This is a genomic window from Pseudomonas serbiensis, assembly GCF_030580745.1.
Classification (GTDB): Bacteria; Pseudomonadota; Gammaproteobacteria; order Pseudomonadales; family Pseudomonadaceae; genus Aquipseudomonas; species Aquipseudomonas serbiensis.
In genome coordinates this window covers 39,662-55,479 of sequence record NZ_JAUQOO010000017.1, presented here as the reverse complement: position 1 = coordinate 55,479, position 15,818 = coordinate 39,662, and the positions used below count along the sequence as shown (strand labels likewise).

Sequence of the window (15,818 nt, the reverse complement as noted above, 5' to 3'; positions counted from 1 at the left end):
GGCCCGTTTTTTTATGGTGGCACGTCAGGGTTTGCGCAGGTTGTTCAGCAACTCGTGAGTCGGATAACCATCGGCAGGCCAGCCAAAGGATTGCTGGGCGCTGCGAATCGCCTTGCGGGTATTGGCGCCGATAATCCCGTCTGGAGCGCCTGCGTCGTATTTGCGGGCCGACAGCAGGGTTTGCAGCTCGATGCGCTCAGAACGGCTCAGCGGCAGGTCTGTGCGAGGCCAATTGCCTACAACGTAACCGCCACCCTTGAAACGGTCGGACAACAGGCTGATCGCCATGGCGTATGACGTCGAATTGTTGTATCTGAGAATGGCGCGGAAGTTGTCCAGCACCAGAAAGGCCGGGCCCCGATAGCCGGCAGGCAGCAGCAGTGCCGCTTGTTGCTGGCTGGCAGCGAGAGGCAACGCCGAGCCATCGGGAAGCTTCAGGCCGAGTTTTTGCCATTCCGGCAGGCTCTTGCGGGTCGATGCGTCAGCCAAGGCATAGTCGAAGTCCGAACTCAGCACCACTTCAAAGCCCCACGGCTGGCCACGCTGCCAGCCGGAGCTTTGCAGGTAGTGAGCGGTGGAGGCCAGGGCATCGGCAGGCGTGTTCCAGATATCGCGGCGGCCATCACCGTCGAAGTCCACTGCATGAGTGTTGTAGGTGGTCGGTATGAACTGCGTTTGCCCCATGGCGCCAGCCCAGGAGCCGATCATCTTGTCTGGTGTGATATCGCCGTGCTGGAGGATTTCCAGTGCCGCCAGCAACTGGCTTTGGGCGAAGTCTGGGCGGCGGCCTTCGTAGGCCAGCGTGGCCAGTGAGCGGATCACCGATTGCGAACCCTGGAATTGCCCGAAGTTACTCTCCATGCCCCATACCGCGACCAATGCCTGACGATCAACGCCATAGCGCTGTTCGATGTTTTGCAGGTCGGTGCTGTACTGGGAAAGCAGGGCCTGGCCCTTGCGTACCCGTGCAGCAGAAATTGCGCCGTCCAGATATTCCCACACCGGGCGGCTGAACTCCGGCTGGCTACGGTCTGCCTTGACCACGCTCATGTCCGGTGTCACGCCGCTGAATGCGCGGTCGAATATGTCTGCGCGGATGCCTGCTCTGAGTGCCTGATTACGAAAGCCTGCCTGCCATTCCGAGAAACTGATGACGGGTTGGATCGTGAGGTTCTCATCGACAACCAGCGTCGGTGTTGGCACCGCAACCGCCTGGGGCTTGCTGGCTTGAAGCGGAGTGGCATCGGCAGCAGTGGGTTTTTCTGCGCAAGCTACCAGAGCGATAAGGCTGGAGGCGGCGATGAGTTGGCGCAACTGCCAGGGATGGGTAAAACAAGAAGGCATGCTTGGGTCCAAAGGGATTACCGACAGATGCAGACCTTAACACGGCTGGGCGGTTGAAAGCGCCTGGAGGGTTGTTGCTCTTTATCACGCAGCCAGAAAGCAAGAAGCCTCCCAGCTTTTAGACTGGAAGGCTTCGCGGCGGTAGCTGCCTTTGCCCTTGGCTGGTCGTTCCTGACGACTGCGGAACAATGGCTGGGCAATGATGGACTTGGCCTTGTTCGGCCGCTTCGGTTTGCTCATGGCGGGGTACTCTCGGGTGGGGGTGAACGGTGCGCATGATCAGGCAGGGCGGGGCGTCTGTCTAATAGTTGTGTGCTATGGATTCGCAGTCTGCTGCTCCGGGCTTGCTCCCAACGTCGCGCGTAGGAGCGAATTCATTCGCGAGACGGCATTTCGCGAATGAATTCGCTCCTGCGCAGTCTGTTCGCTATTCGGCGGGCAGAGGGAGACGTTGACCTGCCATCAACAGGGCCAACCGACTCAGGCTGCTCCAGGGCGAACCGGCGGCCTGGCCTTTGATTTGTGCGTCGATACGTTGTGCATCCATCAGCAACTGTCCCCAGCGCTTGGCCGAGTAGCGTTGCAAGGCTTTGCTCATCAGGGGTTTGCGCTTGTCCCAGATCGGCGGTCGGGCCGAGCTGAAGACTTTATCCAGCGGTATGCCCTGGCTGTATTGCAATGACATGTTGGCCAGTACCCGAAGCTCGCGGGTCAGTGCCCAGAGAATCACTGGCGTCTCGACACCCTCGCCGCGCAGACCTTCAAGAATGCGCAAGGCATGGGCTGCTTCGCCATTGAGTACCGCATCGGTCAGGCCGAAAACATCGAAGCGAGCGCTGTCAGCCACCGCTGCTTGCACGGTGTCGACGGTGATCTGTCCTTCTTCGGCCATCAGTTTGAGCTTTTCGACTTCCTGCGCTGCGGCCAGCAGGTTGCCTTCGACACGCGCAGCAATCAGCTCGACGGCATCCTGAGTGGCGGACAACCCGGCCTGGGAAAGGCGCTGGCGAATCCACTGCGGTAACTGGCCGATATCAACCGGCCAGATCTGCAGGAATTGGGTCTGTGCGCCTTCGATCAGCGCCTTGCCCCACTTGGTCTTCTGAGCGCTGCCGTCCAGCTTGGGCAGGCTGATCAGCAGCAGCGTGTCTTCGGCAGGGTTGGCGCAGTATTCCATCAGCGCGGCAGCGCCTTTGTCGCCGGGTTTCCCCGAAGGCAGGCGCAGCTCCAGCAGGCGGCGTTCAGCAAACAGCGACATGCTGGCGCCCGCCTGCAGCAGCGTGCCCCAGTCAAAGCTGGCGTCGGCGCTGAATACTTGGCGTTCGTCAAAACCTTGCTGGCGTGCTGCCGTGCGGATGGCGTCGGCGGCTTCCTGGCAGAGTAGCGGGTCATCGCCGCTGATCACGTACACAGGCGCAAGTGCGCCTTGCAGGTGCTTGTTGAGTTGGGCGGGAGCGAGTTTCATGATTCAGATAATGTCAGGGCCAGCAAGCTGGCCCCGGACACTTACTTGCCTGGAATTTCGAGAGGCGACTGTTGAGGCGTCTCGTCACGCACTCGTTGAGCGGCTTCCAGAGCATCGGCCTGAGCCTTGGCGATGTCGTTGGCCTTTTGCTGCAATTGCGCCAGACGTTCCGGCGTCAGTTGTTGCAGGCGAGCCATCATCTTTTGAACCAGTTCGCTACGCATTTCATTGCGCACCTGTTGGGCTTCGTTATCGGAGCCGGTCAGGTTGTTGCCATCGTGGGAATAGATCTTGTCCACGCTGACTTTATCGCCCAGCAGGACGAGGTCTTTCTCGCCACGCATTTCATAGTTGAGCGTAGAGGTCAGCTGGATCTCGGCCGAGCGACCGGAGCCCGAGTAGCTGGCGGTGCGCTGGGTTTCGGCCTCGTTGGTCAGGATCAGCTTGTATGGCGCGCCGGTGTAGATCTTGACGCCCGAGTTGGTCAGCGTGCGATTGAGCTGGGTGACCGTCTCGCCGTACTGGTTGCGTGCGCTGAGATCCAGTTCCTTGATCGCCAGCTCGTTGGTGCCGGTACCACGCAGCTGGAAGCCACAGGCACTCAACAACACTGCGAGGCCCATTACCAGCAAATTGCGTTTGATCATCTTGATGCTCCCCTTGAATCCGTTTGGGCCGACCTTGCAGCCCCTGGAAATATGTCTGGTGCCCGACCTCTGCCAGGCGCCCGATCCAATCAGCTTGCGACGATATTGACCAGCTTGCCAGGCACTACGATCACTTTGCGGATCGTCAGGCCATCGATGAAGCGCAGTACGTTTTCATTGACCCGTGCAGCCGCTTCGATTTCTTCGCGGCTGGCGCTGGCTGGCATTTCGATCTGGCCACGCAGTTTGCCGTTGACCTGAATCACCAGTTGCAGGCTGTCCTGTACCAGTGCGCTTTCATCCAGCTTCGGCCAGCCCGCATCGATGACTGCATTCTCATGCCCCAGCTGTTTCCACAGCTCATGGCTGATGTGCGGCGTGATCGGAGCCAGCAGCAGCGCAACGGTTTCCAGACCTTCCTGAAGCAATGCACGATCCTGGGCAGTGGCCTGAGGGGCTTTTTCCAGCACGTTCATCAAGGTCATCACCTGGGCGACGGCCGTGTTGAATTTCTGGTTCTGACCAATATCCTGGCTCGCCTGCCTGATTGCCTGATGGATGGAGCGGCGAATGGCTTTCTGGTCGTCGCTCAGGATCGTCAGATCAAGGCTGCCCGGCAGGCCCTGGCCAACATGGGCCTGAGCCAGACGCCATACGCGGCGCAGGAAGCGGTGCGAACCTTCGACGCCGGAGTCGGACCATTCCAGGCTCATGTCAGGTGGTGAGGCGAACATCATGAACAGGCGGCAGGTATCTGCACCGTACTGATCGATCATGGTTTGCGGGTCGATGCCGTTTTTCTTCGACTTCGACATCTTTTCGGTGCCGCCGATTTCCACCGGCAGGCCGTCGCTGGTCAATACCGCGCTGATGACCTTGGCCTTGGCGTCGCGCTCCAGGGTTACGTCGGCAGGATTGATCCAGGTCTTCTTGCCGTTGGCTTCCATGCGGAAGTAGGTTTCGGCGTTGACCATGCCCTGGGTCAGCAGGTTCTTGAACGGCTCGTTGGACGTTACCAGGCCTTCGTCGCGCATCAGCTTGTGGAAGAAGCGCGCATACAGCAGGTGCAGGATCGCGTGTTCGATACCGCCGATGTACTGATCCACCGGCAGCCAGTGGTTGGCTGCGTTCGGCTCGACCAGACCGCCCTCGTAGTGCGGCGAAGCGTAGCGTGCGTAGTACCAGGAGGACTCGACGAAGGTGTCCATGGTGTCGGTTTCACGCTTGGCCGGTGCGCCGCATTTCGGGCAGCTGCACTCGTAGAACTCGGGCATGCGCGCCAGTGGCGAGCCAGCACCGTCGGGTACGACGTCTTCAGGCAGTACGACCGGCAGTTGATCTTGTGGCACGGGCACGTCGCCGCAGGTGTTGCAATGCACGATCGGGATCGGGCAGCCCCAGTAGCGCTGACGGCTGATGCCCCAGTCGCGCAGGCGGAACTGGGTACGCGACTGGCCCAGGTTCTTCTTGAGCAGTGCGGCTTCGATGGCGTCGAAAGCGTCCTGGAAGTTCAGGCCGTTGAATTCGCCGGAATTGATCAGCTCGCCATGCTCTCCGTAAGCTTCCTGCCATGGAGCCGGGGTTTCGTCGCCCGCGCTGGTACGGACCACGGCCTTGATCGGCAGGTTGTACTTGGTGGCGAACTCGAAATCGCGCTCGTCGTGAGCCGGTACGGCCATGACCGCGCCGTCGCCGTAGTGCATCAGCACGTAGTTGGCGACCCACACCGGCAGTTTTTCACCGGTCAGTGGATGTTCGACGAACAGAGAGGTCGGCAGACCTTTCTTTTCCTGAGTGGCGACGTCGGCTTCGGCGACGCTGCCGCTCTTGCATTCATCGATGAAGGCTTGCAGTTCGGCATTGCCTTGCGCCGCCAGGGTCGCCAGCGGGTGCTCGGCGGCCACGGCCACGTAGGTGGCGCCCATCAGGGTGTCGGGGCGGGTGGTGAATACTTTCAGCGCGCCGGCTTCGCCAATCGAGGCTTGATGGTAAGGGAACTGGACTTCCATGCCACGGGACTTGCCGATCCAGTTGCGCTGCATGGTCTTGACCTGTTCAGGCCAGCCCGGCAACTCGTCGAGGCTTTGCAGCAGCTCATCGGCGTAGGCCGTGATCTTGAAGTAGTACATCGGGATTTCGCGCTTCTCGATCAGCGCGCCCGAACGCCAGCCACGGCCGTCGATGACCTGCTCGTTGGCCAGTACGGTCTGGTCGATAGGGTCCCAGTTGACGGTGCCGTTCTTGCGGTAGATCACACCTTTCTCGAACAGGCGAGTGAACAGCCATTGTTCCCAGCGGTAGTAATCGGGCTTGCAGGTGGTCACTTCACGGGACCAGTCGATGGCCAGCCCCAGGCTCTTGAGCTGGGCCTTCATGTAAGCGATGTTTTCGTAAGTCCACTTGGCCGGCGCGACGTTGTTGTCGATCGCGGCGTTTTCCGCAGGCATGCCGAACGCATCCCAGCCCAGTGGCTGAAGGACATTCTTGCCTTGCATGCGCTGGTAGCGAGAGATCACGTCGCCAATGGTGTAGTTGCGCACATGACCCATGTGCAGCTTGCCGCTCGGGTAAGGAAACATCGACAGGCAGTAGTAGGTTTCCTTGCCTGGCTGCTCACTGACTTCAAAAGACTTTTGCTCTTCCCAAAAGGCTTGGGCGGCGGCTTCGATTTCGCGGGGCTGATAGAGTTCGTGCATGGCTACTTTTTACTAAAGATTGGTGACCCTTGACCTCTTCATTGCTTCGCCGAGTCAGCTTGGCACCCTTTGCCGGACAATCGTGACTGTCTTTGCGGTGCGTACAGGCTCATGGAGAGCGGAAGTGGAATTACAGGAAGCGCCGTAGCATACATGAGCGCTGTCTACCGAGGGAAACGCTGATTGTTGCACCGCTCCTCCAAAAACCGTTCAGACGGCTCTATCTGGCCGTTGGTCGCAGTATCACGCCTGTTTTTACAGCAGCGCTAAGCTCAATAGCGAGGGTATGTTCTTATCTTCAAAGAGGTGAGCGGATGACAGAGTTGCAGCACACAGTAAGCACTCCTGAGCTGTATGAACGTTTGATCCATCGTCTGGGGCTTGCTCTGGAAACGGCCAACACTGCGGTTCGACTCCGTAACGAGTCGCCCGTCGAGCTTGAACTTGAAGGTTTAAGCAATGCCGAGCTGGAGTTTATCGAGGCCTACCTTGAGAAAGGGACGATGGAGGCGAGCGGGGCTGTTAAGGGTAAGTCAGAGGGCAGTTTTATTGTTTCGCCGGAGCAGGCTCAGTCGATAGCGTCGCCCAAAGAGTCCGCCAGAATCATCTGGCTGAAGGACAAGAGGCGGGCAAGGGCGTCGACGGGGTCAGGCCGTTACACTTCAAATACCACGTTCAAGCTTTAACCATCGCGGGCTGCGGGTCCGCTTTATAAGCATTGCTGCTTAGTTATAAAAAACATAGGCTTCGGGCATCTCTGGAGATGCTCGATGCCTATACGCTACATACTCAAATCCCTTCTTTTACCACCGGGTATTTTCTTTCTGTTGCTGGCCAGTGCCTGGTGGTTGCGCCGCTCCCGCCCGCGTATCGCGGCTGTCTGTTTCACGCTTGGCCTGGGCGGCCTCTGGGTGATGACTCTTCCTGTGGCGGTTGAGTGGGCTGCGCGAGGTCTGGAAAACGAGCAGCCCTTGTCGCGCCAGCAGTGGGCGACGCTGGCGCAGCAGGCTGATGCCATTGTGGTTCTGGGCGCCGGGCGCGAGCGCAATGATCCGGCCTGGGGGGCCGATACGCCCACGGGTGTCGGGCTGGAGCGGTTGCGTTTTGCTGCGCAGTTGTCGAAGGCATCCGGTTTACCGATTCTGACCACGGGCGGCTTGCATTTCGGTGAGCCTCCGAGCGAAGCAGCGATCATGGCGCAATCGCTTCAAGATGACTTTGGTGTTGCGGTGCGCTGGCAGGAAGGGCTTAGCCGCACCACCTGGGAAAACGCGACGATGACAGCCGACATATTGCAGCCGTTGGGTATCAAGCGGGTCGTGGTAGTGACTCAGGCCTGGCACATGGCGCGCTCACGGTGGAGCTTCGAGGAGGCGGGCTTCACCGTTGTGGCCGCTCCCGTCGGATTCCTGAGCGGCGCCAATGACCAGCCACTGGGCGGCTGGATGCCGGAAGCCAAGGCGTTCATGCAGAGCTTGTGGTTGATCAATGAAGCGCTGGGGCAATTGTTTTATAGAGCAATGTATTGAGCCGCAAGCTTTAAGCTTCAAGCTTCAAGTCAAAAGCTTGTAGCTTGTAGCTTGTAGCTTGTAGCTTGTAGCTTGTAGCTTGTAGCTTGTAGCTCCCTTCCCTATACCGTCTTTGCAATACGCGCCGCCAGCAAGGCCCAGCCAAACAGCAGCCCGCAGACGATGATCAGCGGCCATGAACGCCAGTGCAGGTAGGGTGTCAGTTCCTGCATCGGGACTACTTCGCCATACAGCACGCCGCGCTCGAATTGCGGTATCTGTGCCGTGATCTTGCCGAACGGGTCGATCAGGCCGGTGACGCCGTTGTTGGTGGAGCGGATCATCCAGCGACCGGCTTCCAGGGCGCGCATCTGCGCCATCTGCAGGTGTTGCAGCGGCCCAATGGAGGTGCCGAACCAGGTGTCGTTGCTGATGGTCAGCAGCACGTCGCTTTGTGCCGCAAGGCCAGCCGCGAATTCCGGGTAGACCACTTCATAGCAAATGAACGGCGCAATCTGATAACCCTTGGCCTGCAGCATGCTCTGGTCGCTCGGGCCGCGGGCGAAGTCTGACATCGGCAGGTCGAAGAAGGCGATCAGCCCGCGCAGAATGTCCTGTAGCGGCACGTATTCGCCAAACGGAACGAGCTTCTGCTTCAGGTAGGTACCATCTCCTTCGCCGGTTACCGTGATGCCGTTGTAATAACGGGACTCGCCGCGCTCGGTCACTTCACGCACCGGCACGCCGGTAATGAGGGCCGAGCCACGTTGCGCGGCAAACTTGCCCATCATCGTCAGATAACCTTCCGCCGACTCCTTGAGCACCGGTACGGCTGTTTCCGGCCAGACAATCAGGTCGGCCTGCTGCGAGTTGAACGTCATGTCGCGGTAAAGCGCCAGTTGAGCGTTCAACTGCTTGGGGTCCCACTTCATGCTTTGTTCGATGTTGCCTTGTATCGCGGCGACTTTCAGCGGTGCGCCCGCAGGCGAGGTCCAGGCATGGCCTTTGAGTGCGATGCCGGTAATCCAGGGGGCCAGCAATAGCACCACGCCTGCTGCGAGGAAGGACTTGCGTGCCCGTAAACGATGCAGATTGCTCAGCAAGGCAACGGTAAGAGCCAGGACGAAGGAGATGAGCCAGATACCGCCGACAGGTGCCAGACCGGCCAGCGGGCCATGAAGCTGGCTGTAACCCGAATACAGCCACGGGAATCCGGTCAGGAACCAGCCGCGAAAGGCTTCCTGTGCTGTCCACAGTGCCGCGAAGGCCAGAGCGTCGGCCAGTGGTGCTTCGTTGCGGCGAATCCAGCGCGCCCAAAGCCAGGCCGGCAGGGCAAAGAACAGGGCGATCAGGCTGATGAACAACAGCATCAACAAGCCGGCCAGTAGTGGCGAGGCACCACCGTAGGTGTTGATGCTGACGTAGATCCAGCTGGTTCCTGCGCCGAACAGGCCGAAGCCGTAGCTCCAGCCCCGGACGAATGCCTGGCGCGGGCTCAGCTCGCGCAGGCCCAGATAGAAGAACGCCACCGCCACCAGAGCCAGAGGCCAGATGTCGAAGGGCGCCAGGGCCAGGGTCGTAAGTCCGCCAGCCGCCACGGCCAGCAGGTTACCGGGCCAGCCGGGGCGGGTTATCCAGCGCATGTCTATTCCTTGAAACGTTACGGGCGAGAGATAGGGCTCAGGCGTAGTAAGTGAATGCGACGGCTGTCAGCGCTCAGGATGCGGAAACGATAGGCACCGATTTCGGTGATTTCGTTGCGCTTGGGCAAATGACCGAAGGCATTCATGACCAGCCCGCCGACCGTATCGAATTCGTCATCGGAAAACTCGCTGTCGAAGAACTCGTTGAAGCTCTCGATAGGCGTCAGGGCCTTGACCAGGAAGTCGCCGCTGGGCAGCGGTTTGATGTAGCTGTCCTCTTCGACGTCATGCTCGTCTTCGATGTCGCCGACGATCTGCTCCAGCACGTCCTCGATGGTTACCAACCCTGCCACACCGCCGTATTCGTCAATGACGATGGCCATGTGGTTGTGGTTGGCGCGGAACTCGCGCAGCAGCACATTGAGGCGTTTTGACTCGGGGACGAATGTCGCCGGGCGCAGCAGGCTTTTGATGTCGTCGCTGTCGCCGTTGGGCTTGAGAATCAGCGGCAGCAGATCCTTGGCCAGCAACACGCCGAGTACATCGTCGTGGCTCTCGCCGATCACCGGGTAGCGCGAGTGCGCGGCATCGATGACGGCAGGCAAAAACTCGCGGGGTGTCTGGGTCGCCTTGATGCTGATCATCTGCGAGCGCGGCACCATGATGTCGCGTACTTGCAGGTCAGCCACTTGAATGGCGCCTTCGACAATGGCCAGCGCTTCGCTGTCCAGCAGCTTGTTCTGTTGGGCTTCGCGCAGCAGCTCAAGCAGCTCCTGGCGGTTTTTCGGCTCGTGGACAAAAGCCTGGGTCAGTTTCCCCAGCCATGACTTTTGTCCGTTGCTCGATCGATCTTCGCTCATAGCCCTTACTCGTGATCCTTGCTTGTTGTTTCTGAATGTTGATGTTCGGCGCTTTCGTCGTCTGCATAAGGATCCGGATAGCCCAGCTCCTCAAGCAACGTTCGTTCCAGTGCTTCCATTTCCTCGGCTTCTTCATCGTCGATATGGTCGTAACCAAGCAGATGAAGGCAGCCGTGAATGACCATGTGCGCCCAATGCGCATCAACGGTCTTGCCTTGTTCCCGGGCTTCGCGATTGACCACTGCAACGCAGATGACCAGATCGCCCAGCAGCGGAATGTCCAACAGGTCGTCAGGCACGTCCGCAGGAAAGGAAAGCACGTTGGTGGCGTAATCCTTGTGTCGCCAGGTGTGATTCAGTTCGCGCCCTTCGGGTTCATCGACCAGACGGATGGTCAGTTCCGAATCGGCGCTGCGCTGACGCAAGCCCATCTCGCACCAAAGGCGGAACTGGGCTTCGCTGGGGGCTTTTTCTTCACTTGCCAGTTGCAGATCCAGCTCAAGCATCGCGGCGGCTATCCCGTGAGGAATTGAAGCTGCTGGTCTGCGTGTCGCTGAAGCGGTCATCGAAGCGCTCATAGGCTTCGACGATGCGCTGCACCAGCGGATGGCGAACCACGTCCTTGGGTTTGAAGTGGGTGAAGCTGATGCCTGGCACGTCCTTCAGGACATCGATGACATGTGTCAGGCCCGACTTCGTGCCTTTGGGCAGGTCGACCTGGGTAATGTCGCCGGTTATGACGGCGGTAGAGCCGAAGCCAATACGGGTCAGGAACATTTTCATCTGCTCGACGGTGGTGTTCTGACTCTCGTCGAGAATGATGAAGCTGTTATTAAGGGTGCGCCCGCGCATGTAAGCCAGCGGTGCAACTTCAATGACCTGCTTCTCGATCAGCTTGGCGACATACTCGAAGCCCAGCATTTCATAGAGTGCGTCGTAGAGCGGGCGCAGGTAAGGGTCGATCTTCTGTGCCAGATCACCGGGCAGGAAACCGAGCTTTTCACCGGCTTCAACGGCCGGACGCACCAACAGGATGCGGCGGATCTGCTCGCGCTCCAGTGCATCCACCGCGCAGGCGACGGCCAGATAGGTCTTGCCGGTACCCGCAGGGCCGATACCGAAGTTGATATCGTTGCCGAGGATTTCCTTGACGTAGCGCTGCTGATTCAAGCCGCGAGGGCGAATCATGCCTTTTTTGGTGCGCAGTGCCACGCCGACTTCGGCGGCCGGATGGTTGTCCAGCCCTTCGACGCCTGATTCCTGCAGGAACAGGTGAACCATGTCCGGCGTCAGGTCTGTACCTTTGGTTTCACGGTACAGGCGGCGCAGGAGGTTTTCAGCCGAAGTGGTTTGTCGGGATTCGCCAATGAGCTCGAATTGATTTCCGCGATTGCGGATCTCGATGTTCAGGCGCTGTTCGATCAAGCGCAGATGCTCGTCGAGTTGCCCGCACAAGTTGGCGAAACGATGGGCCTCGAAAGGTTCGAGGATAAAGCGATGAGGTTCTGTGGGAGCGTTCAAGGTCGTTTTTAGCCGCCCGACGGCAATTGAGATGAATTGAAGAATACCCCTAGAGAACCTTGGGCGAAAGGTCTGAAGTCGTTCGCGAATGAATTCGCACCCACCGGGCCATCCGTAGGAGCGAATTCATTCGCGAAGAAATCATTGCTGCAACAGCGAACCCCGCAGCGAATGCGGCTGTGCGTCATCAATGTACACATCGGCAAACTGCCCGATCAGCTTGGGGTTATCGCAGCGAAAGTTGACGATCCGGTTGTTCTCGGTGCGCCCTTGCAGCTCGCCGGGATCCTTTTTCGAGTAATCGGTCACCAGGATGCGCTGGATGCTACCGACCATTTGTCGGCTGATCTCGAAACCTTGCTGGTTCAGGCGATGTTGCAGGGCCGCCAGACGCTCTTTCTTGAGTGCTTCCGGGGTGTCGTCTTTCAGATCGGCGGCTGGCGTACCAGGGCGCGGGCTGTAGATGAACGAGAACGAGAAGTCGAAACCCACGTCCTGAATCAGCTTCATGGTGTTCTCGAAGTCTTTCTCGGTTTCGCCCGGGAAGCCGACGATGAAGTCCGAACTGATGCTGATACCCGGCACGGCAGCCTTGAGCTTGCGCAGCTTGTACTTGTATTCCAGCGTGGTGTGGTTGCGCTTCATGGCCGCCAGGACACGGTCGGAGCCTGATTGCACCGGCAGATGCAGGTGTTTGACCAGCTCCGGCACTTCGGCGTGGGCCAGGATCAGGCTGTCGGAAAACTCCAGAGGGTGCGACGTGGTGTAGCGGATGCGGTCGATGCCGTCGACTGCCGCCACCACGCGGATCAGGTCCGCCAGATCGGCGACACGGCCATCATGGGTGGTGCCGCGATAGCCGTTGACGTTCTGGCCCAGCAGCGTGATTTCGCGTACGCCGTTTTCAGCCAGGTGAATCACTTCAGCCAATACGTCATCGAACGGACGGCTGACTTCTTCGCCGCGGGTATAAGGCACGACGCAGAATGTGCAGTACTTGCTGCAACCTTCCATCACCGACACGTAGGCACTCGGGCCATCAATGCGCGGCTCGGGCAGGTGGTCGAACTTTTCGATTTCCGGGAACGACACATCGACCTGAGGCAGGCGGGTGATGCGTGCGGTATCGATCATTTCCGGCAGGCGGTGCAGGGTCTGCGGGCCGAAGACCACGTCCACGTAAGGGGCGCGATCGCGGATTGCCGCGCCTTCCTGGCTGGCGACGCAACCGCCGACCGCGATGACCATCTCGGGATTGGCCAGTTTCAGTTCGCGCCAGCGACCCAGCTGGGAATAGACCCGATCCTGGGCGCGCTCGCGAATCGAGCAGGTATTGAGCAGGATCACGTCGGCATCTTCCGCGCGAGCGGTGACTTCCAGGGCCTGATGTTCGCCCAGCAGATCGACCATGCGCGAGCTGTCGTACTCGTTCATCTGGCAACCGTGGGTTTCGATATAAAGCTTCTTGGCCATGCGTGATCATCAGCGGATTCAAAGAACCGCGCATTATAGGGACGATGCTCACGGGTTCCTAGCGTTGGCTGTCTGATGGGCATGCTATAATTCGTGCCCTTTTTTCCATCCCCGATTGTTATCCGGCTTTTATGACCAAACGCGAAGCTCCAATCTACAAGGTGATTTTCCTCAACCAGGGCCAGGTGTTCGAGATGTACGCCAAGCAGATCTATCAAAGCGATCTGTGGGGCTTTCTGGAAGTGGAGGAGTTCGTCTTCGGCGAGCGTACGACTGTCGTGGTTGACCCCAGCGAAGAAAAGCTGAAGGCACAGTTCGAGGGCGTGGTGCGCAGTTTTGTGCCGATGCATTCGATCGTGCGGATCGATGAGGTCGAGCGCATGGGCACGCCAAAGATCAGCGAGGCACGTGGCGGTGGCAATGTGATGCCGTTTCCTATGCCGATGCCTGAAAAGTAGAAGTGAAGAAAGCCTGCCCTGACGCTATTCGATCAGGGCAGTGGAGAGAATGGAGAGCGTCCTTCGGCGGTTTGCAGCTCCATCAGGTACTTGCGGAAAATCTGGCCCAGCACCTGGGTCGCGACTTCCAGTTCATCGCGCTTCATCTTTGCCGACACTTCGTCAGCAGCATCCAGCGCTTCTTCCGAACCGTTGACCGCAGCCATCTTCAGCACGATATACGCCTGAATGTTATTGGCCTGCACGCCTTCGCCGCGAGCAAACATCAAACCCAGTTGATACTGCGCCTGCGCATGGCCCAGCAACGACGCCTGCTCGAAATAGTTGAGTGCCTGAGGCAGGTCGCGAGGGGTGTTCTGGCCCTCGTAATAGAACTCGCCCAGTTCGTATTGTGCTTGCGCATCCCCGGATTGTGCAGCTTGCTGGCATGCCGAAAGCGCAGCCGGAAGATTCTCGGGCTGAGTATTGAGGGTGCAACGACCCACCGCTGGGATTAACAACGAGTTGCCGCCTGCATTGGTCAGCAGGGGATAGACAAGCAACAGGCAGCCCAATGCAAGGGTGCGGCCGGTGCGGTTCATGGGAGTCGACTTACCTCTGAAAAAGGTGCGGGCGTACCCGTCCAGCGAAACGTGCTGGCTGGCCATTATGAAATAAGCAGGGCCAACCTTACAAAGTCTTTACGGATTTTCTGCTGCACGGCCCCGATTTATCTGGTTTAAACCCGTGGGAGCGAATTCATTCGCGAATGAATTCGCTCCTACATTAGCTTATTTCAGGGCGGCGAACGCTTTTTCGGCAGCATCGAGGGTCAGTTTCAGCTCCGCTTCGCCATGGGCGATGGAAGTGAAGCCTGCTTCAAATGCACTTGGCGCAAGGTACACGCCGCCCTCCAGCATCAGGTGGAAGAAGCGTTTGAAGCGGTCGGCATCGCTGGTCATGACGTCCTGGAAGGTCACGATTTCCTTGGCGTCACTGAAATACAGGCCAAACATGCCGCCCGCCTGAGTGGTCACGAACGGGATGCCCGCTGCATCGGCACGCTGTTGCAGGCCTTCGAGCAGGCGGCGAGTGTAGTCGCTCAGCTCATCGTGGAAGCCTTCGCGGCTGATCAGGCGCAACGTGGTCAGACCTGCGGCCATGGCCAGCGGGTTGCCCGACAGCGTGCCAGCCTGATAGACCGGCCCCAGCGGGGCGATGTGCGACATGATTTCGCGTTTGCCGCCAAAGCAGCCCACGGGCATGCCGCCGCCAATGATCTTGCCGAAGGTGCTCAGGTCTGGTGTAACGCCGTAGTAAGCCTGGGCGCCGCCGAGTGCCACGCGAAAGCCGGTCATTACTTCGTCGAAGATCAGCACCACGCCATGCTCGTCGCACAGGTCACGCAGGCCTTGCAGGTAGCCCGGTGCAGGCGGAACGCAGTTCATGTTGCCTGCGACCGGCTCGACGATGATGCATGCCACTTCCTGACCGACATCGGCCAGCAGTTGGCGGACCGCTTCCAGATCATTGAACGGCACGGTCAGGGTGTGCCTGGCGAACGCTGCCGGAACGCCTGGCGAGCTTGGCACGCCCAGCGTCAGTGCGCCGGAGCCAGCTTTTACCAGCAGGCTGTCGGAGTGACCGTGGTAGCAGCCCTCGAACTTGATGATGCTGTCGCGACCGGTGTAGCCACGGGCCAGACGAATCGCGCTCATGGTCGCTTCGGTGCCGGAGCTGACCATGCGCACCATTTCCATGGACGGCACGAGTGAGCAGACCAGATCGGCCATTTCGGTTTCCATGGCGGTCGGTGCGCCATAGGACAGGCCGTGTTCCAGTTGGCTGCGCACGGCGTCGAGCACTTGCGGATGGCTGTGACCCAGAATCATCGGTCCCCAGGAACCGACATAATCGACATAACGCTTGTCGTCTTCGTCAGTCACGTAAGCACCGGCAGCATGCTTGAAGAACAGTGGCGTGCCGCCAACGCTCTTGAAAGCGCGAACGGGCGAGTTGACACCGCCGGGAATGTGTTTCTGGGCGTTGGCGAAGAGTGTTTCGGAACGGGACATGATCGGGTCTCTGCTTTTGAACCGGGAAGTCGTTTCTACGCTGAGTGTGCAGCTCTGTGCATGGCTGCTTCGGTGACGTCACGAGGCCTGGAGGCGTAGGGAGTCGCACTATAGCAAATGCCACATGGCTGCCGGATGCACATGTCCGA

15 protein-coding genes are annotated in these 15,818 nt (G+C 59.2%); 3 read left to right on the top strand and 12 right to left on the bottom strand.

The window, feature by feature from the left end; translation table 11 throughout:
• Window positions 1-24: 24 nt before the first annotated feature.
• From Q6A51_RS20160 to leuS, 5 genes are all read right to left on the bottom strand, one after another.
• A complete protein-coding gene (locus Q6A51_RS20160; protein WP_304575575.1) occupies window positions 25-1,344 on the bottom strand; it encodes a lytic murein transglycosylase in 1,320 nt (439 codons plus the stop codon).
• 84 nt (window positions 1,345-1,428) lie between these two features.
• A complete protein-coding gene (gene arfA / locus Q6A51_RS20155) occupies window positions 1,429-1,584 on the bottom strand; it encodes an alternative ribosome rescue factor ArfA (protein WP_198728013.1) in 156 nt (51 codons plus the stop codon).
• 187 nt (window positions 1,585-1,771) lie between these two features.
• A complete protein-coding gene (holA, locus tag Q6A51_RS20150) occupies window positions 1,772-2,809 on the bottom strand; it encodes a DNA polymerase III subunit delta (protein ID WP_201018665.1) in 1,038 nt (345 codons plus the stop codon).
• 41 nt (window positions 2,810-2,850) lie between these two features.
• Entirely contained in the window at window positions 2,851-3,456 is a 606-nt protein-coding gene (locus Q6A51_RS20145; RefSeq protein WP_201007109.1) for an LPS-assembly lipoprotein LptE, read from the bottom strand.
• 89 nt (window positions 3,457-3,545) lie between these two features.
• Window positions 3,546-6,152 carry a leucine--tRNA ligase gene (gene leuS, locus Q6A51_RS20140; RefSeq protein ID WP_304575574.1) on the bottom strand — a complete coding sequence of 869 codons (2,607 nt, stop codon included), beginning with the start codon at window positions 6,150-6,152 and terminating at the stop codon, window positions 3,546-3,548.
• Window positions 6,153-6,466: 314 nt separating this feature from the next.
• Here leuS and Q6A51_RS20135 point away from each other — a divergent pair, with 314 nt between their 5' ends.
• Window positions 6,467-6,838, top strand: coding sequence for a hypothetical protein (locus Q6A51_RS20135; protein WP_201018667.1), 372 nt, complete (start codon window positions 6,467-6,469; stop codon window positions 6,836-6,838).
• Window positions 6,839-6,922: 84 nt separating this feature from the next.
• Window positions 6,923-7,681: a YdcF family protein gene (locus Q6A51_RS20130; RefSeq protein WP_304575573.1), complete on the top strand. Its 759-nt coding sequence runs from the start codon at window positions 6,923-6,925 to the stop codon at window positions 7,679-7,681.
• 101 nt (window positions 7,682-7,782) lie between these two features.
• Here the strand turns inward: Q6A51_RS20130 and lnt are convergent, their stop codons facing one another.
• From lnt to miaB, 5 genes are all read right to left on the bottom strand, one after another.
• Window positions 7,783-9,303 carry an apolipoprotein N-acyltransferase gene (gene lnt, locus Q6A51_RS20125; protein ID WP_304575572.1) on the bottom strand — a complete coding sequence of 507 codons (1,521 nt, stop codon included), beginning with the start codon at window positions 9,301-9,303 and terminating at the stop codon, window positions 7,783-7,785.
• Window positions 9,304-9,320: 17 nt separating this feature from the next.
• Entirely contained in the window at window positions 9,321-10,163 is an 843-nt protein-coding gene (locus tag Q6A51_RS20120; protein WP_201007118.1) for an HlyC/CorC family transporter, read from the bottom strand.
• Between the two features lie 5 nt (window positions 10,164-10,168).
• Entirely contained in the window at window positions 10,169-10,669 is a 501-nt protein-coding gene (gene ybeY, locus Q6A51_RS20115) for an rRNA maturation RNase YbeY (RefSeq protein ID WP_201018670.1), read from the bottom strand.
• Window positions 10,662-11,684, bottom strand: coding sequence for a PhoH family protein (locus Q6A51_RS20110; RefSeq protein ID WP_201007121.1), 1,023 nt, complete (start codon window positions 11,682-11,684; stop codon window positions 10,662-10,664). The genes ybeY and Q6A51_RS20110 overlap by 8 nt, the downstream gene beginning before the upstream one ends.
• Before the next feature lie 141 nt (window positions 11,685-11,825).
• Window positions 11,826-13,157, bottom strand: coding sequence for a tRNA (N6-isopentenyl adenosine(37)-C2)-methylthiotransferase MiaB (gene miaB / locus Q6A51_RS20105; RefSeq protein ID WP_304575571.1), 1,332 nt, complete (start codon window positions 13,155-13,157; stop codon window positions 11,826-11,828).
• Between the two features lie 131 nt (window positions 13,158-13,288).
• On the opposite strand from miaB, the gene Q6A51_RS20100 reads away from it, so the two are divergent.
• Window positions 13,289-13,615: a DUF1820 family protein gene (locus Q6A51_RS20100; RefSeq protein WP_025261951.1), complete on the top strand. Its 327-nt coding sequence runs from the start codon at window positions 13,289-13,291 to the stop codon at window positions 13,613-13,615.
• A 32-nt stretch (window positions 13,616-13,647) separates the two neighbouring features.
• On the opposite strand, the gene Q6A51_RS20095 is transcribed toward Q6A51_RS20100, so the two are convergent.
• Together Q6A51_RS20095 and hemL are read right to left on the bottom strand one after the other, a co-directional pair.
• Window positions 13,648-14,196, bottom strand: coding sequence for a tetratricopeptide repeat protein (locus tag Q6A51_RS20095; RefSeq protein WP_201007132.1), 549 nt, complete (start codon window positions 14,194-14,196; stop codon window positions 13,648-13,650).
• Between the two features lie 189 nt (window positions 14,197-14,385).
• On the bottom strand, window positions 14,386-15,669 hold the full coding sequence (hemL, locus tag Q6A51_RS20090; RefSeq protein ID WP_201007134.1) for a glutamate-1-semialdehyde 2,1-aminomutase: 1,284 nt from the start codon (window positions 15,667-15,669) through the stop codon (window positions 14,386-14,388).
• Between the last annotated feature and the right edge of the window lie 149 nt (window positions 15,670-15,818).

Excerpts from the sequence above, each read along its gene's own strand:
- Q6A51_RS20160 (WP_304575575.1), bottom strand. The coding sequence starts at position 1,344 with ATGCCTTCTTGTTTTACCCATCCCTGGCAGTTGCGCCAACTCATCGCC.
- arfA (WP_198728013.1), bottom strand. The coding sequence starts at position 1,584 with ATGAGCAAACCGAAGCGGCCGAACAAGGCCAAGTCCATCATTGCCCAG.
- holA (WP_201018665.1), bottom strand. The coding sequence starts at position 2,809 with ATGAAACTCGCTCCCGCCCAACTCAACAAGCACCTGCAAGGCGCACTT.
- Q6A51_RS20145 (WP_201007109.1), bottom strand. The coding sequence starts at position 3,456 with ATGATCAAACGCAATTTGCTGGTAATGGGCCTCGCAGTGTTGTTGAGT.
- leuS (WP_304575574.1), bottom strand. The coding sequence starts at position 6,152 with ATGCACGAACTCTATCAGCCCCGCGAAATCGAAGCCGCCGCCCAAGCC.
- Q6A51_RS20135 (WP_201018667.1), top strand. The coding sequence starts at position 6,467 with ATGACAGAGTTGCAGCACACAGTAAGCACTCCTGAGCTGTATGAACGT.
- Q6A51_RS20130 (WP_304575573.1), top strand. The coding sequence starts at position 6,923 with ATGCCTATACGCTACATACTCAAATCCCTTCTTTTACCACCGGGTATT.
- lnt (WP_304575572.1), bottom strand. The coding sequence starts at position 9,303 with ATGCGCTGGATAACCCGCCCCGGCTGGCCCGGTAACCTGCTGGCCGTG.
- Q6A51_RS20120 (WP_201007118.1), bottom strand. The coding sequence starts at position 10,163 with ATGAGCGAAGATCGATCGAGCAACGGACAAAAGTCATGGCTGGGGAAA.
- ybeY (WP_201018670.1), bottom strand. The coding sequence starts at position 10,669 with ATGCTTGAGCTGGATCTGCAACTGGCAAGTGAAGAAAAAGCCCCCAGC.
- miaB (WP_304575571.1), bottom strand. The coding sequence starts at position 13,157 with ATGGCCAAGAAGCTTTATATCGAAACCCACGGTTGCCAGATGAACGAG.
- Q6A51_RS20100 (WP_025261951.1), top strand. The coding sequence starts at position 13,289 with ATGACCAAACGCGAAGCTCCAATCTACAAGGTGATTTTCCTCAACCAG.
- Q6A51_RS20095 (WP_201007132.1), bottom strand. The coding sequence starts at position 14,196 with ATGAACCGCACCGGCCGCACCCTTGCATTGGGCTGCCTGTTGCTTGTC.
- hemL (WP_201007134.1), bottom strand. The coding sequence starts at position 15,669 with ATGTCCCGTTCCGAAACACTCTTCGCCAACGCCCAGAAACACATTCCC.